The sequence below is a fragment of the Nocardia sp. bgisy134 genome (assembly GCF_965341865.1).
Lineage (GTDB): Bacteria > Actinomycetota > Actinomycetes > Mycobacteriales > Mycobacteriaceae > Nocardia.
The window spans coordinates 238,840-263,957 of record NZ_CBDQZP010000007.1; the positions used below are offsets into that span (position 1 = coordinate 238,840).

The window sequence follows — 25,118 nt, forward strand, 5'->3', positions numbered from 1 at the left end:
TGCGGCCGGTTCGCGCATACCCGGCGTTGTCTACTTGTGCCTGCCGTGCAGGAACGGAACCAGCTTGCGCAGCAGCTTCATGGTCGAATCGGTGCGGGTGTAGCTGAGCAGCGCCATACCGGGAACCGTGAAGCGCTGCACCGCGATCGAATGCGGCCGGACGAACTCGCGCAGGCCCGGTTCGCCGTGGATGCGGCCGATGCCGGAGTCGGCGACCCCGCCGAACGGCAGACCGGGGATGGCGGCGAAGGCGAGCACCGAATTCACCGAGGTGGCGCCGACGCGCAACCGGCGCGCGATGTCCAGGCCGTTCTTCTTCGAGTACACCGCCGAGGACAGGCCGTACTTGGACTTGTTGGCCAGTTCCACGGCCTCGTCGACGCCGTCGACGGTGCGGATGGTGACGGTCGGCCCGAAGGTCTCCTCGGCCACCGCCTCGGAGTCCTCGTCGACGTCGACGAGGACGACCGGCTCGATGAACGGACCCTTGATCGACTCGGGCCCGCCGAGCACCGCGGTGCCGCCCTTCTTCAGCGCGTCCTCGATGTGACGGCGCACGATATCGATCTGGCTCGGCATGGTCATCGGGCCGTAGGCCGCCTTGTCGTCCGAGCCGGGCTTGATATCGGAGAGGATCCGCTTGACCTCGGCGACGAATTCCTCGCGCACCGAGCGGTCCACGTACACCCGCTCCACGCCCGCGCAGGTCTGGCCGCTGTTGGCGGTGGCGCCCCAGGCCACCGCGTCGGCCGCGGCCTTGACGTCCGCGTCGCCCGCCACGATCACCGCGTCCTTGCCGCCACACTCCAGCAGGACCGGGGTGAGGTTCTCGGCGGCCGCGGCCATGATGCGCTTACCGGTCGCGGTGGAACCGGTGAAGGCGATCTTGTCGACGCCGGACTTCACCAGCGCCGCGCCGGTAGCGCCGTAACCGTTGATGGTCTCGAAGACGCCCTCGGGCAGTTCGGGGTTGGCCTTCTTGAACGCCTCGGCGAGGAAATTGCCGATGCCCGTGGAGAATTCGCTCGGCTTGAACACCACGGTGTTGCCAGCGGCCAGGGCGTAGGCGATGGAGCCGTTCGGGGTGTAGACGGGGTAGTTCCACGGTCCGATCACGCCGATGACGCCGAGCGGGCGCTGCTCGAGACGGGCGGCGAAGTTCGACATCAGCACACCGGGGGAGACCTTCTTCGGCGACAGCAGCTTCTTGGCGTTCTTGGCCGCCCAGGCGATGTGCTCGAGCGCGAGCATCAGCTCCAGGAACGCGTCGTCGAGCGGCTTGCCGTTCTCCTTGTGAATCAGCGCGGTGAATTCCTCGGAGTCGGCGACCAAGCGGCTCGACCAGCGCAGCAGATGCTTGCGGCGTTCGTCGAAGCTCAGCGCGCCCCAGGTGGTGGCGGCGGCACGGGCCTTGGCGACGGCCGCGCGCACCGCGTCCTCGTCGGCGATGGGATAGGTGGCGATGACCTCGCCCGTGGCCGGGTCGACAGACTTCAGCAGTGTGTCGGGTGTGGCGGGGGTGGTCTCGGTGGTTGTCACGTGGGCTCTCCTCTTGCCTCTACGGTGGCCGGTCGGTGCGCGTGCCGGAGCGGATGGGTGTGATGGCCGTCCCATCCGTTGAGAGAATGCTAGGTCAAAACTCTCACCAGGTCACCACTCGGTATCGATTGTCCCCGAGCTTGTCGGTGTGGGGTGGGAGTATCGGAGATATGTGCGGACGATACGCGACGACGACGAACCCGGGCAGGCTCGCGGTCGAGCTGGACGCGATCGACGAGACCGGCAGCGAAAACGATTCGCGCGGAGGCGGTTTCGAGAACTACAACGTGGCGCCGACGAACCGGGTGCTGACCGTGGTGGAGCGGCACGACCACGACCACCCGGACGACGATCCGACGCTGCGCATCCGGCGCATGCGCTGGGGACTGATCCCGACCTGGACGAAGGCATCCGAGCCCGGTGTCCCGGCCAAGGGCAAACCGCTGTTCAACGCCCGCGCGGACAAGGCGACCACCACCGCCTCGTTCCGCGACGCCGTGAAATACCGGCGCTGCCTGGTGCCGATGGACGGCTGGTACGAGTGGCTGACCGAACCGGACCCGATCGGCGGCGCGAAAGGCAAGGCCGTCAAGCACCCGTACTTCATGGCCAACGCGGACGGCTCCCTGCTGTACATGGCCGGGCTGTGGTCGGTGTGGCGGGACCGCTCGGTGCGCGACAGCGAGCCGCTGCTGTCCTGCACCATCCTGACCACCGACGCGGTCGGCGACCTGACCCGCATCCACGACCGGATGCCGCTGCCGATGCCGCGCGAGCACTGGGATGCCTGGCTGGACCCGGACCACCCGGCCCCGGCGGAGCTGCTCGAGACGCCGAGCGTGGACGCGGTGGCGGGCATCGTCGCGCGACCGGTGTCGCCGCTGGTGAACAGCGTGAAGAACAACGGCCCCGAACTACTCGCCGAGGTGTCGGGAGGCGGCGGAGAGAAAGCCGGGCAGATCAGCCTCTTGTGATCGCCCGGCCGTCGCGCTATCGGCGGTTCGCGTAGCTCACAGCTTGCATTTCACCGCGTCGGTGGCGATGTTGAGCCCGCACTTGATGATGTTCGCCATCAGATCGATGATCGCGGAGGTGACGCCCCCGCCGTTCTTCTCGGCCTTGTCCGACTGCTCGTTCTGCTCCTCGTCCAGGCCGGACTTCTTGTCGGACTTGCCGTCGGACTTGTTGTCGGACTTGTTGTCGGAATTCCCACCGGACAGCCCGGCGAAGGGATCGTCGTCGGACTCGTCATCGGCCAGCCCGTCGAACGGGCCCTCGACCTGAGTCGCGGACGGGCCGCCCGGCGCGGCGGCGGCCTCGGGCGCCTGCAACGCGGCGGAGCCGACGGTCAGCAGGGCGGCTCCGGAGAGGGCGACGATCGCGGTGCGCAGACGGTAGTGCTGGGACATTTCGCATCACATCCTCGGGTCGGACGAATCGGACCTTGTTCGGTAACGCAGCTATCGGCGACGTGGAACGGGTGACGCACAGATCAGTAACGCACAGAAGAGGCGGCGCGCCCGCCGGTTTCACGGCGTTGCCGCCCGAGGCGTTACACAAGCAATTCGACGCCGCCAGCGCGCCGGTTGGGCCGTCCTTCTCGCCGATACGGTCCGTTCTCGCCCGCTCGTCGCAATCCCGGAGGCGGAGCCCACCGGCCCGATCGTTCAGGCCGTGATGGATGCGCTCTGTTCGTGCGCTCGACGCGTCCCGGGGCCCTGCCAACAGGAGCCGACCGGGCGCTCCGCTCAGGCCGTGATGGGCGCGGTGACCGCTGACGCGGCGCGGACGAGGTCGGCGGGTGCGAGCTCGATCTCCAGCCCACGCTTGCCCGCGCTGCACAGCACGCGGTCCCAGCTCAGCGCCGAGTCATCGATCACGGTCGGCAACTGCTTGCGCTGCCCGAGCGGGGAGATGCCGCCGAGCACGTAGCCCGTGGTGCGTTCGGCCTTGGTCTTGTCGGCCATGGCTGCCTTCGGTGCACCAAGCGCCGCGGCGGCGGCCTTGAGCGAGAGGGTGTTCGGCACCGGAAGCACCGCGACGGCGAGCACACCCGTCGACAATTCGATGATCAGGGTCTTGAAGACCTGCGCCGCGGTCACGCCGAGCTCGGCGGCCAACGCGTCGACGGCCTCGGCGCCGTAGGAGTCGGCGCGCGGATCGTGGGCGTAGGAGTGCACGCGGTGCGCGATGCTCGCCTTGGCCAGGGTGCGGATCGCGGGGGTCGAGGCGCCTGCCATGGGCGACAGATTAACGGCGCTCGGCGCCCTCGCCGCAACTCGTTTTCCCGGGCGGTGGCCGCGCGGGAAACCACGGCGCGCCGGATGCGGGAACACAGCGTGAGTCGGGCATGTTGCATGCGATACAGGCGCGGCGGACCGCCGTCGCGCCGGACGAACAGTACGAGGGACGACGTGAAGGAGATGTCGGTGTCCGTTCTGCTCGACGAACGTCCGGTGTGGACCGTCGCGTCGCCGACGAAAGCCGGGTTCCCCTCCGATCTGGACTTGCCGGTAGATTTGGCAGGTACAGCTATCGAAGGGACAGGTGTGACGAGCGACGAAGGCGTGGTGCACGACGACGGCGAGGTCGGCACCGCGGTCGATGATGCCGAGCTGGCGCAGCGTTTCGAGCGGGACGCGCTCCCGCTGCTCGACCAGCTCTACGGCGCGGCGCTGCGTATGACCAGGAACCCGGCCGACGCCGAGGACCTCGTGCAGGAGACCTACGTCAAGGCGTTCCAGGGGTTCAAGTCCTTCAAGGAAGGCACCAACCTCCGCGCCTGGCTGTACCGGATCCTGACGAACACCTACATCAACTCCTACCGCAAGAAGCAGCGCCAGCCCGCGCAGTACCCGACCGACGAGATCACCGACTGGCAGCTGGCCGCCACCGCGGAGCACAGCTCGACCGGCCTGCGCTCGGCCGAGGTCGAGGCGCTCGACGCCCTGCCGGACGACGACATCAAGGCCGCGCTGCAGGAACTGCCGGAAGAGTTTCGTATGGCGGTGTACTACGCGGACGTCGAAGGCTTCCCGTACAAGGAAATCGCCGACATCATGGGCACTCCCATCGGTACGGTGATGTCCCGGCTGCACCGCGGCCGCAAGCAACTGAAGGGTTTGCTCGCCGACGTGGCGCGCGAACGGGGGTTCAACCGCAGCGAGCGCCAGGAGGTCAAGCAGTGAGTGTGGAGCGGGACCCCGACATGGAGCTCGACTGCACGGCGGTACTAGCCGACGTCTGGCTCATACTGGACGGTGAATGCGACGACGCGACCCGCGCTCGTCTGCAGCATCACATGGATCACTGCTCGCCGTGCATCGAGGCGTACGGCATCGAGGAGAAGATCAAGAGTCTGCTCAGCCGCAAGTGCGGCGGCGACAAGGCGCCGGACTCGTTGCGCGACCGGCTGACTCTGGAGATCCACAAGTCGATCACGGTGATCAGGTCCGACACCACCGAGGCCTGACCACCCGAAAACGACCGAGCGGCACGCTCTTCCCCATGGGGAGCGTGCCGCTCGGTCGTTTCGTGCGCTACAGCTCAGGCGTTGGGCCGCTTGCCGTGGTTGGCCGCGTTTCCCTTGCGGCTGCGCTTCTTACGTCCGCGCTTACCCATAGGTAGTCTCCCTTCTGATTGAAGGTCATTCTTTCACGTGTGGTTGGCTGTACCTTCAGCGGATACAGGCGCGGTGCGGCGTCGCCGTCGGAGGTCCGGCGGAGCCGCCCGATCAACCGAGTGAATGAGGTGTCATGGCTGAGGAAGTGCGCGCGGAGATGGTGTCCACGGTCCTTACCGTCGAGGTGGCTGTGGGCGATCACGTCGAGGTCGACCAGACGCTGATCCTGCTGGAGTCGATGAAGATGGAGATCCCGGTCATCACCGAGAACGGCGGCGAGGTCACCTCCATCGCGGTGAAGCCGGGCCAGGTCCTACAGCAGGGCGATCTCATCGCCGTCGTCTCCTAGCGCGAAGCGGTAGACCGAACGTGGCGACACTGAGCGAGCTTCTTGCCGAACACACCGACCTCCCCGGCGTCGCCGTGGATCACCTGCAACGGGTGGTAGGAGATTGGCAGCTGCTCGCCGACCTGTCCTTCGCTGATCTGCTGCTGTGGGTCGGCGCCGGACCGGTGGTCGAAGGCGCGGACATCGTCTGTGTCGCCCAGTGCCGCCCCACCACGGCAGCCACCGTGCACGTGGAGGATCTGGTCGGCACCACCGCCGTCCAGGCCGATCACCCGCAGGTCTTCGACGCGTTGACGACCGGCAAGATCGTGCGCGCCGACAGCGATGTGGAGGCGCAGGGCGTCTATCACCCGCACCCCGTGCACGCGATCCGCGAGGCCATCCCGGTGCGCTGCGGGGACGACGTGATCGCAGTGCTCTCCCGCGACACCGACATGCAGCGCTCCCGGGTTCGCAGCACCCTCGAGATCGCCTATGTCGCGTGCGCCGACGACCTGTGCCAGATGATCGCCGACGGCAGCTTTCCGACCACCGAGGACCGGGCCGCCACGCACTCCAGCCCGCGCGCGGGCGACGGCTTCATCCGGCTCGACACCGACGGCACGGTCGTCTACGCCAGCCCGAACGCGCTCTCGGCCTATCACAGGATGGGCTTGCAGAGCGATCTGGCCGGACAGGATCTGGCCGTCACCACCCGCTCGCTGATCACCGACCCGTTCGACGCCCAAGAGGTCGTCGGCGACATCCAGGCCGCGCTGGCCGGGCGCACCGGGCGGCGCATGGAGGTCGAAGCGCGCGGCGCCACCGTGCTGCTGCGGACCCTCGTGCTGCGCCCGCACGGCGAGCTCGCGGGCGCCGCCGTGCTGGTCCGCGACGTCACCGAGGTGAAGCGGCGCGACCGCGCGCTGTTGTCCAAGGACGCGACGATCCGCGAGATCCACCACCGGGTGAAGAACAACTTGCAGACCGTCGCCGCGCTGCTCCGTTTGCAGGCCAGGCGCACCGAGAACGAGGAGGCGCAGGTCGCGCTGACCGAGTCGGTGCGCAGGGTGACCTCGATCGCCTCGGTGCACGAGATGCTGTCGATGTCGGTGGACGAAGAGGTCGATCTGGACGAGGTCGTCGACCGGCTGCTGCCGATCATGGCCGATGTCGCGACCGTGCACACCACCCGGATCAAGGTGCGCCGCGCGGGTTCGCTCGGCGTGTTCTCCGCCGAACGCGCCACCCCGCTGGTGATGGTGCTGACCGAGCTGGTGCAGAACGCCATCGAGCACGCCTTCGACTCCGGCCAGACCGGCACCGTGACGATCCGTTCCGAGCGTTCCGCACGCTGGCTCGACGTGATCATCAGCGACGACGGCCGCGGCCTCCCACCCGGCTTCAGCCTGGAGGCCTCCGACCGCCTCGGCCTGCAGATCGTGCGCACCCTGGTGACCGCGGAACTCGGCGGCTCCATCGGCCTGCACCCCGGCGCGGACGTGGGAACGGACGCCGTCCTCCGAGTCCCATTGGGCCGTCGTTCCGGCCGCTGACCTGCGATTTTGGTCGGCTGACCCGCGGTTTCCGTTGGCGTTCACGGGCCTTGCAGGAGGCGCAACGAGGCCACCCAATCCCTCGACCGCCTACCGTCATGTGACGAAGATCTCCCGATATGTCGGCGTGTCCCGGCACACTTCTGGCGTGTCACCGTCCATCGCCCCGCAACCACCACAATAAGCCTGTCCAACAACAGGTTTCGAGCGAAGCGAGATCGAGCATCAGCGTTCGCGGCCGTCTCGCGCCCGAGCGACCGAAGCGCACGCGACGCAGTCGCAAGTCTCGGTCGCTCGGGCGCGAGACACTAAGGGCCGCGAACCGCCGCGACGAAGTCGCGGCAAAACAATAGAGCCCGGCACCTCTAGGGTGCCGGGCTGAATGCTTTACCGGGCCGGGCTGGACAAGGCCCGGTAAGGCCGGTCGTCTTGTCAGACGACAGTGCGGGTGCGGGTGCGCGCGTTGCGACGCTTGAGCGCCCTGCGCTCGTCCTCGCTCATACCACCCCACACGCCGGCGTCTTGTCCGGACTTCAGGGCCCAGGACAGGCAGTCGGCAGTAACGGGGCAGCGAGCGCAGACCAGCTTGGCATCGGCAATCTGCGCGAGCGCAGGACCACTGTTACCCACCGGGAAGAACAGTTCGGGGTCCTCATCGCGACAGATGGCCTTGTGGCGCCAGTCCATTCCTCTGCTCCTTTGCTGGGCGCCGCAAAGGGCGCCTGTCGTTAGTGGATCGTTCACTTGTGCGACTCGAATGTTTCCGCACGGTTGCTTGTGAATGCTTTCACGAACACCGTAGATGTCAATAGGTATCCGGTGCACCGTGGGGAAGCTCACGCCATCGAGGTGTCCCCAAGGGGGACCTGCCCGGTCCTTTGTACTCGCTCTATGTGGTTTTCGCAGCACAACCGCGAGTTTTTCGCGGCGTTTCGTCAGCGGCGAGGCTGCGGCGCGACCACTTCGAGCACGTCGGGGACCGCCGTGAAATCCACCACGTTGCGCTTCCCGATAAAGTCGCCATCGATTTGCAGGCCGATGGGCTGCTTGGTCTCGATACGCACCGAAGGCACGTCGTCTTCACGAAACAAATTGCGGGACTTGGGATTTCCGTTTTCGGACAGGAGTTGCCGGGCGAGCATCAGTGTGGGCAGCACCGCCATGGATCGGACGGCGAACAGCCCGAGGCCCGTTTCGAAGCTCGTGCCGGGGTTGGTGCGCACCGGAGTGGCGTTCAGGTACGTCCACGGACTGGCGTTCGTGACGAACGCGTAGTGCACCTCGTCAACTACTTCGTGCCCCGGAATTTCGATGCGAATGTCCGGTTCCCGACGCTTCGCGCGAAAGAATTGTCGCACAGTTGTTCGAACATATCGACCGGGAGTGGCGGCGTGGCCTTTGGCGCGACTGGCGTCGATGGCCTCGCACACGTCGGCGTCGAGCCCGACGCCCGCGCTGAACGTGAACCAGCGGTCGTCGGCGAGACCGAGGCCGATGGTGCGATCGTGTTCCAGGGTCAGCAGGTCGATCAACTGGTTGGTCGCGGTCACCGGATCGGGCGAGATGCCGAGCGCTCTGGCGAACACATTCGCCGAGCCGCCGGGGATCACACCGAGCCGGGGAATCCACGCCTGTCCATCGTTCAGTTCGGGCAGCGGGAGGAAACCGTTGATGGTCTCGTTTACTGTCCCATCGCCGCCGTGCACGACGATCAGGTCCATCTCGTTGGTCGATGCCCACTGGGCCAGTTCGGCCGCGTGGCCGCGATGCTGGGTGTGCGCAACGGTCAGCTGAGTGCGGCTCTCCAAAGCATGGGCCAGTAGGTCTCGGGTCGCCGGTGTGGTCGAGGTGGCATTCGGGTTCACGATCAGCAACGTCCGCACGTTCGCAGCCTAGTAGGCGCGGCGGATCGCGTTCGCCGGCAGCGGGCGCACGACCGGGGTACGCCAGGACGCGACGGCGGGCGCGGCCGTGACCGGGCGCACCCTACGACGCGTCGTAGGCTTGGCGCGTGGCGGAAAGCGGCAAGGCAGAGGTTTCGGCGGACACGGTTCCCGCGACGGTCCGCGGCGCGGGCGGACTGGTCGCGCTGGAGGGTGCGGTCGCGGTGACGGTGGCGATCGTGCTCGTGGTGCGCGGGCTGCTCGGTCACGACCAGTCGCAGGCCAGCGGCTACGGCACCGCGGCGTGGTTCGGCATCCTCGGCGGCGCGGTGCTCGCCGCGGGCGTCGGGCTGCTGCTCGGCCACCGCTGGGGCCGGGCCATCGCCGTCATCGCCCAGATCCTGCTGCTTCCCGTGGCGTGGTCGCTGCTCACCGATTCGCACCAGCCGGTGTACGGCGCCCTGCTCGGCGTCGTCGTGGTCGCCGCGCTGATCCTGCTGTTCGTGCCGTCCTCGACGCGCTGGATGGCCAGGGACTACGGGGTGGCGCCGGACTAGCCGGACGCCGCCCTGCCGCGTCTAACGCGCGGCCGCGATCGCCGCGCGCAGCGCCTGCCGGCACAGCGCGTCGGCCCTGCGGGTGGTCTCGGGCTGGCGGTACTGCGGCGTGAGCGCGAGCACCTGCGCGCAGGCGGTGTCGAGATCGATCAGGTGCCCGACCGAGACGAAGACCGGCTTCACGCCCGTCCTGGTGCGCAGCGCCCTGCCGACCACCTCGCCATCGATGACCAGATCCGACGCGTCGCCGCGCTCCGGACCCGGCTCGGCGTAGTCGCCCCACGCGTTCTTGGCGACCCCGATCGTCGGCACCCCGGCCAGCACGCCGACGTGGCAGGCCAGCCCGAAGCGGCGCGGGTGGGCCAGTCCCTGGGCGTCGCAGATCAGCAGATCCGGTGCGGCGCCGAGTCTTTCGAGCACGCCGAGGGTGGTGGGCAGCTCGCGGAAGGCGAGCAGGCCCGGCACGTACGGGAAGCTCACCGCGCCGTGCGCGACGGCGGTGTCGACCGTCGCGAGGGTCGCGGCGTCGAGCACGACGACGGCCGCGGCGACCACGCCGCTCTCGTCGTCGTAGGCCGAGTCGAGCCCGGCGACTGTCCCGAATTGCGGCGGCTGGGGATTCGCGGCGACCACGAGCGGGCGCAGCGAATCCTGGATCGCCATCGCCTCCTCGGCGTCGGCGGGCCAGCGATCGGGTGTGTCGATCAGCACCGATGCTCCGCGCGGGCTCAGGACGCTTCGGCGGCCAGCTTCACCAGCTCGCCGCCCGCCAGCCGGTACCCGACCCACTCGTCCTGTTCGACGGCTCCGATCGAGCGGTAGAAGTCGATGGACGGCGTGTTCCAGGTGAGCACCGACCAGGAGACCCGGCTGTAGCTCTTGTCGACGGCCTCTTTCGCCAAGGCCGCGATCAGCGCCTTGCCGTAGCCTTTGCCGCGCGTCTCGGGCTTGACGTACAGGTCCTCCAGATAGATGCCGTGCACGCCGTCCCAGGTGGAGTAGTTCAGGAACCAGATCGCGCAGCCGACCACGCCGGTCTCGTCCTCCGCCACGTGCGCGAACAGCGCGGGCGCGGGCCCGAACAGCGCGGCGCGCAGCTGCTCCAGCGTGAGCGTGCACTCGTGGCGCGCCTTCTCGTACTCGGCGAGGTCGTAGACGAGGTCCACCAACGCCGGGACGTCGGCGGGGGTGGCGCGGCGGATCAGATCGGTGGTCACTCGGCTCCCTCGATGGTCGAAACGATGTTGTGCGCGTGGATGGTTCGCTCGTCGTGCTCGTAACCCAGCAGGCTCAGAGCGGCGGTCGACATGGCGAAGCGCCTGCCCTCGACGACCTCGAACTCGGCCCACCGCGCGATGAGCACGCGAGAGAAGTGCCCGTGCCCCACCAGCACCACATCCCGCTCCGGCAGGACGGGCTCGACGGTCGCGAGCACCCGGTCGGCCCTGACGCGGACCTGCTCGGCGGTCTCGCCGCCGGGCGTCACGCCGGTCCAGACGGTCCAGTCGGGCGCGGTCTCCCTGATCTCCTTGGTGGTCGTGCCCTCGTAGTCGCCGTAGTCCCATTCGGCGAGGTCGTCGTCGACGGTGGACTCGGGGAGACCCGCCAGCGCCGCGGTGCGCACCGCGCGCTGCCGCGGGCTGGTCAGGACGAGCGGATCACGCAGCTTCAGCTCGGCGAGCACCCGTCCCGCGGCCTCCGCCTGCCGCTCGCCGCGCTCGGTGAGCGGCAGATCGGTGCGACTGGTGTGCCGCAGATCGCGCGACCAGGAAGTCTCGCCGTGCCGGAGCAGAACCAGCCGGGCGTCGTTGTGTGCGGACATGTTCTCCATCATGGTCAGGCGCCGGACTCGCCGCCCGCCCGGTGCGTCAGCCGAGCGCGTGCAGGTCCCCGTCGTGCAGTTCCAGCACCGTGGTGCCGAGGACGGCGAGGGAGATCGGACCGCCCGCGTAGCCGGCCCGCTCGACCGGGATGCGTCCGACCTCGGCGCCCGAGGTCGTGTCGAGGACGGCGAGGCCGTCCGCGACCGGCATCAGCATCCGTCCCGCCATCAGCGCGGGCGAGCCGAGCGCGTTGGGCGCGACCCACAGCGGATCGAAAGTGCTTGCGTTCAAGGCGATCAGGCTGTTGCCGGTGAACACCAAATAGGACGAACCGATCCGGGTGGTGGTCGCGTTCGCCGCGAGTGGCGCGGAAAGCTGATGCACCACAAGGGGATTGCCGGTGCTGTCGTACACGGCCAGGCGCGGCGGCGTGGCTTCACCTGTGCCGGAGGCGGTTCCGCCGGGCAGGTAGAGCACGATCCGGTTGTCCGACACCGCGACCACCCTGGCGTCGGGTGAATCGGCGCCGGAACCGGCGAGCACGTGCGAGCCGTACTCCTCGGGCACCGTGTTGTCCTTGGGCGCCGGATTGAGCACCGTCAGCCGGGCCGCCGGATCCTCGGGGCAGCGTTCCAGCACGGCGAGGCGCGACGAGCTGGAACCGGCCGAGAGCAGCGTGCAGCCTTTGCGCGGTTGGGTTTTCACGTTCACCGGCGCGTCGACGTAGCCGTACTCCAGCGTCCGCACCAGATCCGAGCGCCACATCTCCAGCCGCCGCTCACCCTGCGCGAGCACGTAGGTGCCGTCCACGGAGAGGCGCACGCTCGGATCCATGTAGCTGCTGCGTGCCGTGCGTCGTTCCCCGGTGTCGCCCGCCAGCAAGGTGGCCTGGCTGCAGCCGCGCTGATCCCGGTACACCGCGACCACCATGCCGAACTGCGCCTCCACCCCGCACAGCGGCATATCCCGCCGGTAGCGCCACAATTCGGCGCCGGTGAGCGGGTCACGCCCGGTGACGGCGCCGTCCGAACCGGTGATCACCGCGCCACCGGAGACCAGCGCTCGCGCGGAGGCGTCGTCGGGCGTGTGCCACAGCTCCCGCAGGTTCGCGGGGAGCTTGTCGGCGGTCGGCGGCGTGGTCGCCGGGGTCGGCGCGGTCACCGATTCGGTGCCCGTCGCGTCGCCGCGCGCCCACACCACCAGCGCCGCGACCACCACGAGCACGGCGATCGCGACTGCGGAGATGATGTCGGCGCGCGTCCGCCGCTCAGGTGCGAGCACGATTGCGAGACTAGCGGATCCGCCGAACTACGCCGAAGCAGCCGTTCCCGCCGTGGCCGCCTCGGTCTCGCTCGCCTCGGTCTCGTCGGCCTTGCGCCTGCGCCTGCGCACCGGCTTCTCGGCGGCCTCCGCGTCGGCGGGAGCGTCGCCGTTCCCGTCGACCGCCGCGGCCGTCTTGCGAGTGCGGCGGCGCTTGACCGGTTCGGCCGGGGCCTCGCCGTTGCCGTTCTCGGCGGCGCCGTTGTCCGTCGACTCGGCCGTGGCTGTCTTGCGGGTGCGGCGGCGCTTGACCGGTTCGGCCGGGGCCTCGCCGTCGCCGTTCTCGGCGGCGCCGTTGTCCGCCGACTCGGCCGTGGCCGTCTTGCGGGTGCGGCGGCGCACGGGCTTCGCGGGCGCTTCCTCAGCGGTCGCCTCGGCTGCGGCGGTCCCGGCTGCCTCGGTCGCTGCGGTCTCGGCCGTGACAGGCGCCGAGATTGCGGCCGCCGCGGTTTCGGCCGCACCGGCCGTCGTGCTGTCGGCCGTGACAGGCGCCGCGGTTTCGGCGGCGACAGGGGTCGCAGTTTCAGCTGCGGCAGGAGTCGCGGTTTCGGCTGCGGTGGATGTCGCCTTCTCGGGCGCGACGTTCTCGGCCGTGACGGACGCGGAGTTGTCGGCCGTGACAGGTGCGGCGTTGTCGGCCGCGACGGGCGCTGCGTTCTCGGTCGCCTCGGCGGTTTCCGCTGCGCCGTTCTCGTCCGCCGCCTTGCGACGACGACGCCTGCGCCGCGCCGGAGCCTCGGCGGTCTCCGTCTCGGCACCGCTGTCGGCGCTCTCCGCCTCGACGGACTTGTCGGCGTTCTCGGTCGGCTCGCCTTCGGCGCTCGTTTCCGTCACGCCGTTGTCGGCGCCCTCACCCGCGCCGGAGCGGCGGCGACGGCGGCGACGGCGGGGCTTGCCCTCCTCCGCGTTCGGTCCGGCGGCGGTCTGCTCGGCCGCGGTCTGCTCGGCGTCGTTTCCGTCGGCCTCGACGGTCGACTCGGTGCCGACCTCCGCCCAGTCGACCGGCTGGCCGCCGCGGGTGCGCCTGCGGTTGCGCTTGCGCGGGCTGCGCGCCTCACGCTCGACCACCACGTCGTCCTCGTCGCGGACCGGGCGCGCCTTGCGCACCGTGCCGGTGACGCCCTCGGGGATGCCGAGATCGGCGAACAGGTGCGGCGAGCGCGAGTAGGTCTCCACCGGATCGGGGATGCCGAGGCCGAGCGCGTTGTCGATGGCGGACCAGCGGTTGAGCTCGTCCCAGTCGATCAACGTCACCGCGACGCCGGTGCGGCCGGCGCGGCCGGTGCGGCCGATCCGGTGCACGTAGGTCTTCTCGTCCTCGGGGCACTGGTAGTTGACGACGTGCGTGACGTCGTCGATGTCGATGCCACGGGCGGCCACGTCGGTGGCGACCAGCACGTCGACGGTGCCCTTGCGGAACTTGGTCAGCGCCTTCTCGCGGGCGATCTGACCGAGGTCGCCGTGCACCGCGCCCACCGCGAAACCACGCTCGGCCAAGTCGTCGGCGACCTTCTGCGCGGTGCGCTTGGTGCGCGTGAAGATCATGGTGGCGCCGCGGCTCTCGGCCTGCAGCACCCGCGCGATCAGCTCGGCCTTGTCCAGTGCGTGCGCCCGGTACACGAACTGCGCCGTGCGGTCGTGCACCGCGGAGTCGTGCGGCTCCTCGGCCCTGATGTGGGTCGGGCGGGTGAGGAAGGTGCGGGCCAGGGTGATGATCGGGCCGGGCATGGTGGCCGAGAACAGCATCGTCTGACGTTTCTCCGGCACCATGTTCAGGATGCGCTCGATGTCCGGGAGGAAGCCGAGGTCCAGCATCTCGTCGGCCTCGTCCAGCACGAGCACGCCGATCTTGCCCAGGATGAGATGGTTCTGCTTGGCCAGGTCCAGTAGTCGGCCCGGGGTGCCGACCACGACGTCCACGCCCGCGCGCAGCGCCGCGATCTGGGACTCGTAGGGGCGGCCGCCGTAGATCGAGGCGACCTGCAACTTGCCCTGGTGGTTGCTCAGGTACTTGCTCGCGTTCTCCAGGTCCTCGGTGACCTGGATGCACAGCTCACGGGTCGGCACGATGACCAGCGCCCGCGGCGTGCCGTCCAGCGGCGTGGTGCCGGAATCGGCGGTGGCGATGCGGTGCAGCAGCGGTACGCCGAAGCCGAAGGTCTTGCCCATACCGGTGCGGGCCTGACCGATGAGATCCTCGCCGGCCAGCGCCAGCGGGAGGGTCAGTTCTTGAATGGCGAAGGTGCGTTCGATGCCGATCTCGGCGAGCGCGCGGACGATTTCCTCGCGCACCCCCAATTCGGCGAATGTCGGGGCGGTATGCGTCGCGTCCAGTTCGGCCGTCAACAGCGTGTCCGCCACACCGGGTTCCTGCTCGACAGTGATCTTGCTCAGGTTCGTGCCTTCCTCGTTATCGCGTCACGCGCGCACGAGGCGTGGGGCGGACCGGCCGGTCCACGACAACCACGTATCCGCCGGTATTGCTCGCCGCAGCCGGATGTCGTCGGGTGCCGTCTTCGAACAGCAACTACCGGGGAACATCGGCGCAGCGCAGTCGCGGTGCGGATCTGGTGCGCGCACATTTTCCTGGACATCGGAACCCCCAGCGCCGCGCCAAGCGGCGGACGCGCGGGTAACGAAAATTTCCGTTGTCCGCAGTGATTGTAGCGTGATATTGTGCACGGCTCGAATTGCCGTCGTCGTTATTGCGCGGCAAAAGCCTCATTTCCGGCGAGCTCGCGCCGACCGCCGTTGCGCGACTTGACAATTCAACGCCGAGCTGGAATCCGCCGCAGGCCGCGGAAAGCTGCCGTCCGATGCTATTCGCGCGTGCCGCGCGCGGCCGCTCGCGGTGGTCGGCGACCGTGGCGCCCGCGGGCGGGAAACATCGCAAAACGGACTTGCCTGTTACCAGCGGTACTCCCTTGTGAGACATTCTTGTGGTGAGCATCGCAGAGACCGTCACCATCGCGGCCCGCAACGCCTGGGCGCTGACCTTCGGCCCGGGCGTCGAGGCGCCGGACCCCGCGCCCTCGACGGTGCTGTGGGACGAGCCGCATCGTCAGCTGCGCCGCTACGACGGCGGCGGGTCGGACGGCGCTTCCGCGGTGCTCCTCGTGCCGCCGCTCGCGGCTCCTGCCAGCTGCTTCGACCTTCGCCCCGACCAGAGCCTGGCACGCTTCCTGTGCGAGACCGGCCGCGCCACCTACATCGTCGACTACGGCGAGATCACCTTCGGCGACCGCAGGATGGGCTTCGAGGACTGGATCGACGACATCCTGCCGGAGTCGATCATGCGAACCTCCGCCGACACCGGCGGCAAGCCGGTGGACCTGGTCTGCTGGTCGATCGGCGGAACGCTGGCGCTGCTCACCGCCGCCGCGCACGCGCACCTGCCGATCCGCTCCATCACCGCCGTCGGCTCCCCGCTGGACTACGACAAGATGACCGGCATTCCCCAGCTGCGCGCGGTCGCGAAGCTGACCGGCGGCATCGCCACCTCGACCGCGGTCAGGGCGGCGGGCGGCATCCCGGCTCGGCTCACCCGCGCCGCCTACCGGATCACCGCGTGGGACCGCGAACTCACCAGGCCGTGGTTCGTGGCGAGCAATATCGCCCGCACCGAGACGCTGGCCAAGATGGAGTCCATCGACCGGTTCATGGCCGCGATGCCCGGCTACCCCGGCCGCTTCTACGGCCAGCTGTGGGGCCGCCTCATCCTGAACAACGACATCGGCCGCGGCGTCGTGCGGCTCGGCGATCGGCGCATCGCGCTCGCCGATGTGACGGCGCCCGTGCTGCTGGTCGGCGGGCCGACCGACGTCATCACCCCCGCCGCGGCCGTCGAGGCGGGCGTCCGCACGCTGACCGGCGCCGCGTCCGTCCGCTACGAGACGGCCCCCGGCAGCCACCTCGGCATCCTCACCGGTGAGACCGCTCGCGACACCACCTGGGTTTACCTCGACAAGTTCCTCTCGGAACAGAACTGACCGCAGGGTGCTGTGTTGGCGGACTTCACCCTGCCGCGCCTATTAAGCTAGCGGCATGGGAGCACAGTCATCTGCAGCGCTTGGCGTTTCGTTCGATCCGGCAACCTCGCCCATCGCCGCAGATCATCCCGGCGTGACCGATCTGTTCGCGGTGCTCGCCTACGGTGAGATCTCCGCGTTCTACCGGCTGGCCGAGGAGGCCAAGCTGTCGCCGACGCTGCGCGGGAAGGTCGCCGTCGCGAAGATGGCCTCCGCGGAGATGGACCACTTCAAGACCCTCGAGGCGGCCCTGGCCGAGCGCGGGATCGAGGTGTTCGACGCGATGGCGCCGTTCGTGCGCGCGCTCGACGCCTATCACGCGTCCACCGATCCCTCGACCTGGCTCGAGTCGATGGTGAAGTTCTACGTCGGTGACGGCATCGCCGCGGACTTCTACAGCGAGATCGCGGGCGCGCTGTCGCCGGACGTGGCCGCCGTCGTGCGCGATGTGCTCGCCGAGACCAGCCACTCCGAATTCGTGGTCGAGGAGGTCCGGCGCGCGGTGTCGGTCAGCCGCTCCCAGCGCGACCGGCTCACGCTCTGGGGCAGGCGACTGCTCGGCGAGGCGATCACCCAAGCCCAGTACGTCATGGCGCAGCGCGACGAACTCACCGATCTGGTGCTCACCGCGACCGGCGATCTGAACGGCATCGCCGCGCTGTTCGAGCGCATGCAGGACAGCCACGCCCAGCGGATGGCTGTTCTCGGGATCTGAGGCTCCGCCCGAAAAGGAACCCGAACAGGCGAAGCCGGACGGAGTCCGTCGACAGCCCTGAGCACGGCCGGGGTATGCCTTACTCGTTCGCGGCCCGGTTGTGCACCAGCCGCAGCCCCTGAGAACGGGTCGCGGCCTGGTCGAGCAGCCAGACGACGACGCTCTGGTCGCGGTCGGTCTCCATGGTCTCGAACGGCACGTCGACGTGACCGTGCACCGGGTGATCGAACTCCAGCACGCTCGACACCGGTCCGCCGCCGATTCGGTGCGGTTTCCACCGCTCCAGGAACTCCGGCTCGCGCCGGAGCGCGTCGATCATCCCGAGCAGTTCGTCGTCGCCGGGCCAGCGCAGCTTCGCCCGCAGGAGCGCGGTCACGAACGTGTCCGCGGCCGCGGGCCAGTTGCGCAGCGTTCGCCGCGCCCGCGGATCGGCGAACGTGTACCAGACCAGATTGGCCTCGCCGTGCTCGCCGATCAGGCCGAGCGGGGTCGCGAAGTCGGCCCACGCGTGGTTCCAGCCGAGCACGTTCAGCCGCCTGCCGATGACGAACGCGGGGGTCGGCTGCAGCGCGTCGAGCACGGCGCGGATCGTCTCGCCGAGCTGCTCTTTGGGGGATTCGCTACCCGGACAACGGGATTCGTTACCGGAAGCGAGCGCGAGCACGCCGAAATGATGCCGCTGCGCGCCCTCGAGCAACAGCGCGTCGGCGAGTGCGTCGACCACCGCCACCGACGGATTGGTGTCGCGGCCTTGCTCCAGCCGGGCCAGGTAGTCGGCGCTCACGCCCGCCCGTACCGCGACCTCCTCGCGGCGCAGCCCCGGCGTGCGGCGCCTGCCGCCCTCGGGCATTCCGACGTCGGCGGGCCGGAGCTCACCGCGGCGAGCGACGAGGAATTCGGCGAAACCGTTACGTGCCATGCCTCCATCGTGCCTGTTCCCCGGATATTCAGCCTCGCCCTGGCAGGTCCAGGATAACGGCGGTCTGGTTAACGGACCGCGGTCCGGACAAGGTCGATGGCATGACGAACACTTCCGCACCCACCACCGACACCCAGCAGCTGAAGCCCGGATCCTGGGCGCTGGACACCGCTCACTCCTCGGTCGCCTTCACCGTCCGTCATCTCGGCATCTCGAAGGTGCGCGGCGGCTTCACCCGCTTCGAGACCGAATTCGTGGTCGACGAGGCGGGCGCCGCGACCCTCGGCGCCACCATCTACCTCGACTCGTTCGACACCGGCAACCCCGACCGCGACGCTCACATCCGCACCGCCGACTTCCTCGACGTGGCCAGCCGTCCGACGCTGACCTTCCGCGCCCCGCAACCGGTGCAGGTCGCCGAGACGTTCACCGTCGAAGGCGAGGCCACCCTCGGTTCGGTCACCAGGCCCGTCACCCTCGAGGTCGAATGGGGCGGCGTGCAGGACTTCGGCCCGACCGGCGACCGGCACGCCGGATTCTCCGCCACCGGCACCATCAAGCGCACCGACTTCGGCGTCGGCGGCCCGATGCCCGGCATGCTCAGCGACGCGGTGAAGATCGAGCTGGAGATCCAGCTCATCGAACCCAAGTGACCAGCCGCCGCACCGACCGGGTTTCGCGGTCAGCGTAGGCAGTGCGGTGCCGCGCAGCCGTTGCCCTGCACTAGCCTTGGACCGGACAGCAAGAGCGCACGGGCGGACGCGACGTCCGACCGCCGCACAGGACTCTAGGTTCGGAGGTTGGCCGTGGAGGTCAAGATCGGTATTTCGGATAGCCCGCGCGAGCTCGTGATCAACAGTGGGCAGACTCCGGAAGAGGTCGAGGCGATGGTGTCCGAGGCGCTGAGCGGCGCGGGCGGCGTTGTGGCGCTCACCGATGACAAGGGCCGCAAGTTCCTGATCCAGGCCTCGAAGGTCGCCTACGTGGAGATCGGCACCGCGACCAGCGGCCGGGTCGGTTTCGCCGCCGTCTGACGACAGAGCAACGAGCCCTCGGATTCCCGGTCATCGACCGGGAATCCGAGGGCTCGTTCGCGTTCGCTGCGTGGTGGACCGCGCCGCCGATCAGAAGCGCTGGGAGTTGCCCGAGTAGTCGATCGGATGCAGCGGGACGTGCGACAGACCGCCCCAGGCCAGCGCGACGGTGGTGTCGACGGCCTCGTCCTTGGGGATCGGGCGGTCCGCCTCCAGCCAGTAGCGCGCGGTGAACTGGCTCGTGCCGACCAAGCCGACGGCCAGGATGCGCGCACGGTAGGGATCCAGGCCGGAGTCGTGCGCGACCAGGTCGAAGACGGCGTCCACGCATGCCTCGGTGGCCTGCTCGACCCGGCGCTGCACCTGCGGTTCGCTGGTCAGGTCGGATTCGAAGACCAGCCGGAAGCCCTGCATCTCGTTGTCGACGAAATCGAAGTAGGCCTGCACGGCGGCGCGCACGCGCTGGCGGTTGTCGGTGGTGGAGCGCAGCGCCTGTCGCACGCTCGACACCAGCATGTCGACATAGTTCTGCAGGACCGCGAGGTACAGCTCCAGCTTGCTGGTGAAGTGCTGGTACAGCACCGGCTTGCTGACACCGGCGACCTGCGAGATCTCGTCCATGCCCGCCGCGTGATAGCCGCGGAGCACGAACACCTCGCTCGCCGCGTGGAGTAGCTGCTGCCGCCGTTCGTCGCGCGGCAACCGCGTACCGCGTTTCGCCGGCACCATGGCCTCGGACGACATTCTGCGGGACGTCATCCGGTCCACGAGCTCTGTCATTTCGGCTCTCCCAGTCGATTCCCCGGCAAAAGGGGTTGTGCACCGGGTATCCAAAGAACGATACCCGGTTGTAGCTCACAAGCCGATCGGGGCCGTCGATCTCGTCAACCGATGAGACGTGGCGCACACCAGGAACGCGGTCATTCCGGCGCACGCGCGGGCGGATCGGCGCGGATCGGCCGCGTATCGCGCCTACCCCCGGTCAGGACGCACTCGACCGGCTGTCGTCGGCTCTGTGAGAACCTGTCTTATGTGACCCTGCGTGCAAACGGGGATCGGGCACGCGATTCCGGCCCGTCCATCGTCTCCGGCGGCGGGCGCGATGCGCTCGGCCCCGCTGGCTCCGGGTCGCCCGATTCCGTAGTCTCTGGACCCGTGGCAAGGTCCGGTCCCGAATCGCGTTCGGGTGCGGCTGCCCGATCGGGCGCTGTACCGCGGTCCGGGATCGCAGGTCGGCCCGGCCGATCCAGACCCGAGCGCGGGAGCCGCATCGACCCGTGGCCGCGGAAACCCGACGGCGACGAGGCGGAAACCGCGCCGACACCCCTGCCGCCACGTGACGCCAACGGCGTCGAGATCTACGACCCTCTCGGTCTCTACCCGGGCGCCGCCAACCGCTCCCACCAGCCCCTGCGGGCACGCTGGGATCCCACGGCGCCCGATCCGAATCGCGCCCGCGGACCACGACCCGAGCGCAACACCAAGAAGCAGAGCGCCCTCGGTCGTTTCGTCTCCACCTACGGCTGGCGCGCGTACGCACTTCCCGTGCTGTTCGTGGTCACCGTGCTGGTGATCGTCGACGCGGTGCGCGGCGGCGCGGGCGGCACTGGTTCGAGCGTGGCCCCCAGTTTCGGACGGCTCAGTCCGCGCGCCGCGACCGCGGGCATCATCGGCGCACCGCCGGGAGACGGGCAGTTCCCCGCCGACCTGCCCACCGGTGCGCTGCCCGAGGGCGGCCCGTTCACCGAGAACGGCGTGGGCAACTGGCGGGTGGTCCCCGGCACCACCGCCGAGTTCGGCGCGGGCACCGAGTACCACTTCAGCTACACCGTCGAGATCGAGAACGGCGTCGACACCTCCGGCTTCGGCGGCGACGAGTCGGTGGCCAAGATGATCGACAGCACCCTGACCAATCCGAAGAGCTGGGCGAACGACAAGAAGTTCGCCTTCCGCCGCGTCGATCAGGGCAACCCGGATTTCCGGATCTCGCTCACCTCGCGCCAGACCACCAGGAAATCCTGCGGTTTCGACATCCCCATCGATTCCTCGTGCTTCAATGCCGACCTGGACCGGGTGGTGCTCTCCGAGGTGCGCTGGGTGCGCGGCGCGCTCGCCTTCGAAGGCGACATCGGCTCCTACCGGCAGTATCAGATCAACCACGAGGTCGGCCACGCCATCGGCTACCACCAGCATCAGCCGTGCGAGACCGACGGCGGCCTGGCGCCGATCATGATGCAGCAGACCTTCGGCACCAAGAACAACGACATCGCCGCGCTCGATCCCGACGGCCTTGTTCCGATGGACGGCAAACGCTGTCGCTTCAACCCCTGGCCGTACCCGCGCGGCTGATCGCGGACCCGGTGCGCGACGATAATGGGGAAGAACGGCTCGATCGTCGGCGTTGCACATCGCGATCGGCCAATTCGATTCGAGGAGTCCTGGACGTGTCATCACCGAAGTCCCTGCCGCCGCTGGTCGAGCCGGCTGCGGAACTGAGCAAGGACGAGATCGCCCGCTACAGCCGTCACCTGATTATTCCCGATGTGGGTGTGGACGGGCAGAAACGTCTGAAGAACGCCAAGGTGCTGGTGATCGGCGCGGGCGGCCTCGGCTCGCCTGCCCTGCTGTACCTGGCCGCCGCGGGTGTCGGCACGCTCGGGATCGTGGAGTTCGACGAGGTCGACTCCTCGAACCTGCAGCGCCAGATCATCCACGGCGAATCCGACATCGGCCGTCCGAAGGCCGACAGCGCGCGCGACTCCATCCTGGAGATCAACTCCGGCATCGACGTGCGGCTGCACAAGATCCGCCTGGAGCCGGAGAACGCGGTCGAGCTGTTCCGCGACTACGACCTGATCCTCGACGGCACCGACAACTTCGCGACCCGCTACCTGGTGAACGACGCCGCGGTGCTGGCGGGCAAGCCGTACGTGTGGGGTTCCATCTACCGTTTCGAAGGCCAGGTCTCGGTCTTCTGGGAGGACGCCCCCGATGGCCGCGGCCTGAACTACCGCGACCTCTACCCCGAGGCCCCGCCGCCCGGCATGGTCCCGTCCTGCGCCGAGGGCGGCGTGCTCGGCGTGCTGTGCGCGTCCATCGGCTCGATCATGGTGACCGAGGCGATCAAGCTGATCACCGGCATCGGCGACCCGCTGCTCGGCAGGCTGATGGTCTACGACGCACTGGACATGAGCTACCGGACCATCAAGCTGCGCCGCGACCCGGAGCGCCAGCCGATCACCGAACTGATCGACTACGACGCGTTCTGCGGTGTGGTGTCCGACGAGGGCCAGGCCGCCGCGGCCGGGTCGACCATCACCGCGCGTGAGCTGAAGGAACTGCTCGACGCGGGCAAGGACATCGAGATCATCGACGTGCGCGAGCCGGTCGAATGGGACATCGTGCACATCGAGGGCGCGCGGCTCATCCCGAAGGACCGCATCCTGTCCGGTGAGGCGCTGTCCGAGCTGCCGCAGAACCGCCCGATCGTGCTGCACTGCAAGACCGGCATCCGGTCCGCCGAGGCGCTCGCGGTGCTGAAGAACGCGGGCTTCTCCGACGCCACCCACGTGCAGGGCGGCATCGTCGCCTGGGCCAACCAGGTCGACACCAGCCTGCCGGTGTACTAGGCGTACCTCCGCTCGCGCGCCGACGTCCGGCTCTTCGGCGCGCGGCGGGGTTCGCTTGGCGGACGCGCACGGGTGCGATACGACGGATAAGGGCCGTACAGGGCCTGGATCCGTGCGGTAACCAGCTGCGCGCCCGGACCGGCGCGGCGTCCGAATCCGGCCCCTCACCGGCGGTACCGTACGGCCGTGACTTCTGTGGAACCCCCCGAGCACGTGCGCGCCACGTTCGGTCTGCGCGAAGTGACGCCGGTTTCGCTCGGAGACTGGGACGGCGGCTGGCGCTGCGGCAACGTGGTGCTGACCCCGGTCGCCGATCACGCGCGGGCGGCGTGGTCGGCCAAGATCCGCGAGACGCTGAAGGTCGACGGGTTGCGCGTCGCCCGTCCGGTGCGCGCCACCGACGGCCGCTACGTGGTCTCCGGCTGGCGCGCCGACACGTACCTGGAGGGCAGCCCCGAGCCGCGCCACGACGAGGTCGTCTCGATCTCGCTGCGCCTGCACCAGACGACCACGAAACTCGAGCGCCCGCGCTTCCTCGTGCAGCCGCCGATCGCGCCGTGGGTCGACGTGGACGTCTTCGTGGCCGCCGACCGCGCCGCCTGGGAGGCGGTACCGCTGCGCAGCCTGCGCGCGGGCGGCGCGATGCCGGCCACCTCGCCCGACGGCAGGCGCAGCATGGAACTCATCGGCCAGCTGGCCACCCTGCGCAAGCCGGTGCAGACCCCCGCCCAGCTGGTGCACGGCGACCTGTTCGGCACCGTCCTCTTCGCGGGCGCCCACACGCCGGGCCTCACCGACATCACCCCCTACTGGCGCCCGGTCGCCTGGGCCGCGGGCGTCATCGTCATCGACGCCCTCTCCTGGGGCGGCGCCGACGACGGCCTGGTCGACCGCTGGTCCGACCTCCCCGAATGGCCCCAGATGCTACTGCGCGCCGTCATGTTCCGCTTGGCCGTGCACGCCTTGCATCCCCGCTCCACACCCGAGGCATTTCCCGGGCTGGCCCGCACCGCCGATATGGTCCGGCTGATGCTCTGACCGGTACCGGTTTTCGCCGCAATCCGACAGCGACCCAAAAGCCAATCGGCGGAGCGCGATTGGCGGAATGCCGCCCGCGTCGCGTGATATCTTGCGCAGCAAGCGTTGGCGCCGCGCCCGTTCTGCGATGATCGATGCCGCGACCGATCGCCCACGGCGAACCAGGATGCGGCAAGGGGGTGCTGAGCCGATGATCGTGATCGCCACATCGGACAAAGGCGGTACCGGGAGGTCGGTCAGCAGTGGCAATCTCGCGTATCGGCTGAGCACGGCCGGACAGAGTGTCGCCTACCTCGATTTCGATTTCGGTGCGCCCACCGCGGGCGCGATCTTCGAAATCGGTTCGGCACAACGCGGGGTCTCGGGTGGCGCCGGGCTGCATTCATATCTGCTGGGGCGCAACACAACTGCCGCACAGATCGACGTCTACGCGGCCACCGATCGGGTAACGCTGCGCAAACAACGCCACCGGCGCGGTCGATTGGTGTTGCTGCCGGGCGACGAGGGCGGCGGCCAACTGGCGCGCGCCGATCAGCACGACGCGATCACGCGATGCGCCGCATTGCTGCTCGAGCTGCAGCATGCGTTTCAGACCTGCATCATCGACCTGAGCGGCGGCCGGTCGATCGCGATGGAAGTGGTTCTGCGCGCGACCGCCCTGCCGCAAATGCGCGAGTCCCGCATGCGTTGGATCGTGTTCCACAGATGGACGCGCCAGCACATCGTGGCGACGAGCGGCTTGGTCCACGGACCGCACGGGCTGCTGGAAAGCGGTGCGGCCTACGGCCACGATCCGACGAAACTGCTGGAGTCGATCCGCTATGTGCGAACGCTTGTTCCAGCGGCAAACGAGCTCGGCGCTACGACTGCGGCCGGCGCTGTGTGGATACAGGAACAAAACCACGGCTTGAAACGGCTGGCGTCGACCGCGCGGCTCGGCGCGTCCGTGGTGCTCGGCGAAATTCCCTTCGATTCGCTGTTGCAGTGGCGCGAGCAGATCATTCTGGATGCCGACGTCGCCGCGGGTCTCGCGAAGGGCGAGACAGTGGACGCTTTCCAGCAGCTGGGTCGTCGACTGTTCGACGACGCCACCTGGGAAACGCTGTGAGCAGTTCACGGACAGGAGT

26 protein-coding genes and 1 pseudogene are annotated in these 25,118 nt (G+C 69.0%); 14 read left to right on the forward strand and 13 right to left on the reverse strand.

All coding sequences use genetic code 11. The features are described 5' to 3' along the window. Positions 1-30 precede the first annotated feature (30 nt). Entirely contained in the window at positions 31-1,539 is a 1,509-nt protein-coding gene (locus ACRWNM_RS15240) for an aldehyde dehydrogenase family protein (protein WP_431967839.1), read from the reverse strand. Between the two features lie 170 nt (positions 1,540-1,709). Here ACRWNM_RS15240 and ACRWNM_RS15245 point away from each other — a divergent pair, with 170 nt between their 5' ends. After that, positions 1,710-2,513, forward strand: coding sequence for an SOS response-associated peptidase (locus ACRWNM_RS15245; RefSeq protein ID WP_431967841.1), 804 nt, complete (start codon positions 1,710-1,712; stop codon positions 2,511-2,513). A gap of 36 nt (positions 2,514-2,549) precedes the next feature. Here the strand turns inward: ACRWNM_RS15245 and ACRWNM_RS15250 are convergent, their stop codons facing one another. Both ACRWNM_RS15250 and ybaK read right to left on the reverse strand, forming a co-directional pair. Then, positions 2,550-2,948 carry a hypothetical protein gene (locus tag ACRWNM_RS15250; protein WP_431967843.1) on the reverse strand — a complete coding sequence of 133 codons (399 nt, stop codon included), beginning with the start codon at positions 2,946-2,948 and terminating at the stop codon, positions 2,550-2,552. A gap of 339 nt (positions 2,949-3,287) precedes the next feature. Then, positions 3,288-3,779: a Cys-tRNA(Pro) deacylase gene (gene ybaK / locus ACRWNM_RS15255; protein WP_431967845.1), complete on the reverse strand. Its 492-nt coding sequence runs from the start codon at positions 3,777-3,779 to the stop codon at positions 3,288-3,290. 309 nt (positions 3,780-4,088) lie between these two features. Here ybaK and ACRWNM_RS15260 point away from each other — a divergent pair, with 309 nt between their 5' ends. Further along, positions 4,089-4,727 (forward strand): sigma-70 family RNA polymerase sigma factor, encoded by a 639-nt coding sequence (locus ACRWNM_RS15260; RefSeq protein WP_397091234.1) that lies wholly within the window; start codon positions 4,089-4,091, stop codon positions 4,725-4,727. Positions 4,728-4,747: 20 nt separating this feature from the next. Beyond that, entirely contained in the window at positions 4,748-5,011 is a 264-nt protein-coding gene (gene rsrA / locus ACRWNM_RS15265) for a mycothiol system anti-sigma-R factor (protein ID WP_431967999.1), read from the forward strand. A 74-nt stretch (positions 5,012-5,085) separates the two neighbouring features. Here rsrA and ACRWNM_RS15270 read toward each other — a convergent pair whose 3' ends face one another. Next, on the reverse strand, positions 5,086-5,160 hold the full coding sequence (locus tag ACRWNM_RS15270) for a 50S ribosomal protein bL37 (protein WP_022597109.1): 75 nt from the start codon (positions 5,158-5,160) through the stop codon (positions 5,086-5,088). Positions 5,161-5,294: 134 nt separating this feature from the next. Here ACRWNM_RS15270 and ACRWNM_RS15275 point away from each other — a divergent pair, with 134 nt between their 5' ends. After that, positions 5,295-5,510, forward strand: a complete 216-nt coding sequence (locus ACRWNM_RS15275) for a biotin/lipoyl-binding carrier protein (RefSeq protein ID WP_431967847.1) — start codon at positions 5,295-5,297, stop codon at positions 5,508-5,510. 20 nt (positions 5,511-5,530) lie between these two features. After that, complete coding sequence (locus tag ACRWNM_RS15280) at positions 5,531-7,045, forward strand: sensor histidine kinase (RefSeq protein ID WP_431967849.1); 1,515 nt, start codon at positions 5,531-5,533, stop codon at positions 7,043-7,045. Between the two features lie 432 nt (positions 7,046-7,477). Here ACRWNM_RS15280 and ACRWNM_RS15285 read toward each other — a convergent pair whose 3' ends face one another. Together ACRWNM_RS15285 and ACRWNM_RS15290 are read right to left on the reverse strand one after the other, a co-directional pair. After that, entirely contained in the window at positions 7,478-7,732 is a 255-nt protein-coding gene (locus tag ACRWNM_RS15285; RefSeq protein ID WP_011211115.1) for a WhiB family transcriptional regulator, read from the reverse strand. A gap of 248 nt (positions 7,733-7,980) precedes the next feature. Then, positions 7,981-8,928 carry a diacylglycerol/lipid kinase family protein gene (locus ACRWNM_RS15290; RefSeq protein ID WP_431967851.1) on the reverse strand — a complete coding sequence of 316 codons (948 nt, stop codon included), beginning with the start codon at positions 8,926-8,928 and terminating at the stop codon, positions 7,981-7,983. A 128-nt stretch (positions 8,929-9,056) separates the two neighbouring features. On the opposite strand from ACRWNM_RS15290, the gene ACRWNM_RS15295 reads away from it, so the two are divergent. After that, complete coding sequence (locus ACRWNM_RS15295; protein ID WP_431967853.1) at positions 9,057-9,485, forward strand: hypothetical protein; 429 nt, start codon at positions 9,057-9,059, stop codon at positions 9,483-9,485. A gap of 21 nt (positions 9,486-9,506) precedes the next feature. Here the strand turns inward: ACRWNM_RS15295 and ACRWNM_RS15300 are convergent, their stop codons facing one another. From ACRWNM_RS15300 to ACRWNM_RS15320, 5 genes and pseudogenes are all read right to left on the reverse strand, one after another. Next, positions 9,507-10,196 (reverse strand): endonuclease V, encoded by a 690-nt coding sequence (locus ACRWNM_RS15300; protein ID WP_431967855.1) that lies wholly within the window; start codon positions 10,194-10,196, stop codon positions 9,507-9,509. 17 nt (positions 10,197-10,213) lie between these two features. Next, positions 10,214-10,690: an N-acetyltransferase family protein gene (locus tag ACRWNM_RS15305; RefSeq protein WP_431968001.1), complete on the reverse strand. Its 477-nt coding sequence runs from the start codon at positions 10,688-10,690 to the stop codon at positions 10,214-10,216. Positions 10,691-10,698: 8 nt separating this feature from the next. Beyond that, positions 10,699-11,307, reverse strand: coding sequence for an acid phosphatase (locus tag ACRWNM_RS15310; RefSeq protein WP_431967857.1), 609 nt, complete (start codon positions 11,305-11,307; stop codon positions 10,699-10,701). A gap of 46 nt (positions 11,308-11,353) precedes the next feature. Beyond that, positions 11,354-12,589: an Rv3212 family protein gene (locus ACRWNM_RS15315; protein WP_431967859.1), complete on the reverse strand. Its 1,236-nt coding sequence runs from the start codon at positions 12,587-12,589 to the stop codon at positions 11,354-11,356. A 1,040-nt stretch (positions 12,590-13,629) separates the two neighbouring features. Next, positions 13,630-15,042, reverse strand: a pseudogene (locus tag ACRWNM_RS15320) (DEAD/DEAH box helicase); the annotation flags it as partial. Positions 15,043-15,570: 528 nt separating this feature from the next. Here ACRWNM_RS15320 and ACRWNM_RS15325 point away from each other — a divergent pair. After that, the gene (locus ACRWNM_RS15325) at positions 15,571-16,617 is read left to right on the forward strand and encodes an alpha/beta fold hydrolase (RefSeq protein ID WP_431967861.1); all 1,047 of its coding nucleotides are present in this window, start codon (positions 15,571-15,573) and stop codon (positions 16,615-16,617) included. A gap of 55 nt (positions 16,618-16,672) precedes the next feature. Beyond that, on the forward strand, positions 16,673-17,371 hold the full coding sequence (locus ACRWNM_RS15330; RefSeq protein WP_431967863.1) for a ferritin-like fold-containing protein: 699 nt from the start codon (positions 16,673-16,675) through the stop codon (positions 17,369-17,371). A 79-nt stretch (positions 17,372-17,450) separates the two neighbouring features. Here the strand turns inward: ACRWNM_RS15330 and ACRWNM_RS15335 are convergent, their stop codons facing one another. Then, positions 17,451-18,290 (reverse strand): helix-turn-helix transcriptional regulator, encoded by an 840-nt coding sequence (locus ACRWNM_RS15335; RefSeq protein WP_431967865.1) that lies wholly within the window; start codon positions 18,288-18,290, stop codon positions 17,451-17,453. Positions 18,291-18,391: 101 nt separating this feature from the next. On the opposite strand from ACRWNM_RS15335, the gene ACRWNM_RS15340 reads away from it, so the two are divergent. After that, entirely contained in the window at positions 18,392-18,943 is a 552-nt protein-coding gene (locus ACRWNM_RS15340; protein WP_431967867.1) for a YceI family protein, read from the forward strand. Positions 18,944-19,096: 153 nt separating this feature from the next. Beyond that, positions 19,097-19,324 carry a DUF3107 domain-containing protein gene (locus tag ACRWNM_RS15345; protein ID WP_431967869.1) on the forward strand — a complete coding sequence of 76 codons (228 nt, stop codon included), beginning with the start codon at positions 19,097-19,099 and terminating at the stop codon, positions 19,322-19,324. 90 nt (positions 19,325-19,414) lie between these two features. Here the strand turns inward: ACRWNM_RS15345 and ACRWNM_RS15350 are convergent, their stop codons facing one another. Continuing rightward, the gene (locus ACRWNM_RS15350; protein WP_431967871.1) at positions 19,415-20,104 is read right to left on the reverse strand and encodes a TetR/AcrR family transcriptional regulator; all 690 of its coding nucleotides are present in this window, start codon (positions 20,102-20,104) and stop codon (positions 19,415-19,417) included. 576 nt (positions 20,105-20,680) lie between these two features. Here ACRWNM_RS15350 and ACRWNM_RS15355 point away from each other — a divergent pair. The 4 genes from ACRWNM_RS15355 (at position 20,681) to ACRWNM_RS15370 (ending at position 25,099) form a co-directional block, all read left to right on the forward strand. Continuing rightward, a complete protein-coding gene (locus ACRWNM_RS15355; RefSeq protein ID WP_431968003.1) occupies positions 20,681-21,673 on the forward strand; it encodes a DUF3152 domain-containing protein in 993 nt (330 codons plus the stop codon). Between the two features lie 95 nt (positions 21,674-21,768). After that, the gene (gene moeZ, locus ACRWNM_RS15360; protein ID WP_431967873.1) at positions 21,769-22,953 is read left to right on the forward strand and encodes an adenylyltransferase/sulfurtransferase MoeZ; all 1,185 of its coding nucleotides are present in this window, start codon (positions 21,769-21,771) and stop codon (positions 22,951-22,953) included. Positions 22,954-23,139: 186 nt separating this feature from the next. Beyond that, positions 23,140-23,991, forward strand: a complete 852-nt coding sequence (locus tag ACRWNM_RS15365; protein ID WP_431967875.1) for a TIGR02569 family protein — start codon at positions 23,140-23,142, stop codon at positions 23,989-23,991. A 190-nt stretch (positions 23,992-24,181) separates the two neighbouring features. Continuing rightward, a complete protein-coding gene (locus ACRWNM_RS15370) occupies positions 24,182-25,099 on the forward strand; it encodes an SCO2523 family variant P-loop protein (RefSeq protein WP_431967877.1) in 918 nt (305 codons plus the stop codon). The last annotated feature ends 19 nt before the right edge of the window (positions 25,100-25,118 follow it).

Bases quoted from the DNA above. Each gene is read 5' to 3' on its own strand.
- ACRWNM_RS15350 (WP_431967871.1), bottom strand. From the start codon at position 20,104: ATGACAGAGCTCGTGGACCGGATGACGTCCCGCAGAATGTCGTCCGAG.
- ACRWNM_RS15335 (WP_431967865.1), bottom strand. From the start codon at position 18,290: ATGGCACGTAACGGTTTCGCCGAATTCCTCGTCGCTCGCCGCGGTGAG.
- ACRWNM_RS15370 (WP_431967877.1), top strand. From the start codon at position 24,182: ATGATCGTGATCGCCACATCGGACAAAGGCGGTACCGGGAGGTCGGTC.
- ACRWNM_RS15330 (WP_431967863.1), top strand. From the start codon at position 16,673: ATGGGAGCACAGTCATCTGCAGCGCTTGGCGTTTCGTTCGATCCGGCA.
- ACRWNM_RS15275 (WP_431967847.1), top strand. From the start codon at position 5,295: ATGGCTGAGGAAGTGCGCGCGGAGATGGTGTCCACGGTCCTTACCGTC.
- ACRWNM_RS15250 (WP_431967843.1), bottom strand. From the start codon at position 2,948: ATGTCCCAGCACTACCGTCTGCGCACCGCGATCGTCGCCCTCTCCGGA.
- rsrA (WP_431967999.1), top strand. From the start codon at position 4,748: ATGGAGCTCGACTGCACGGCGGTACTAGCCGACGTCTGGCTCATACTG.
- ACRWNM_RS15245 (WP_431967841.1), top strand. From the start codon at position 1,710: ATGTGCGGACGATACGCGACGACGACGAACCCGGGCAGGCTCGCGGTC.
- ACRWNM_RS15340 (WP_431967867.1), top strand. From the start codon at position 18,392: ATGACGAACACTTCCGCACCCACCACCGACACCCAGCAGCTGAAGCCC.
- ACRWNM_RS15310 (WP_431967857.1), bottom strand. From the start codon at position 11,307: ATGTCCGCACACAACGACGCCCGGCTGGTTCTGCTCCGGCACGGCGAG.
- ybaK (WP_431967845.1), bottom strand. From the start codon at position 3,779: ATGGCAGGCGCCTCGACCCCCGCGATCCGCACCCTGGCCAAGGCGAGC.
- ACRWNM_RS15285 (WP_011211115.1), bottom strand. From the start codon at position 7,732: ATGGACTGGCGCCACAAGGCCATCTGTCGCGATGAGGACCCCGAACTG.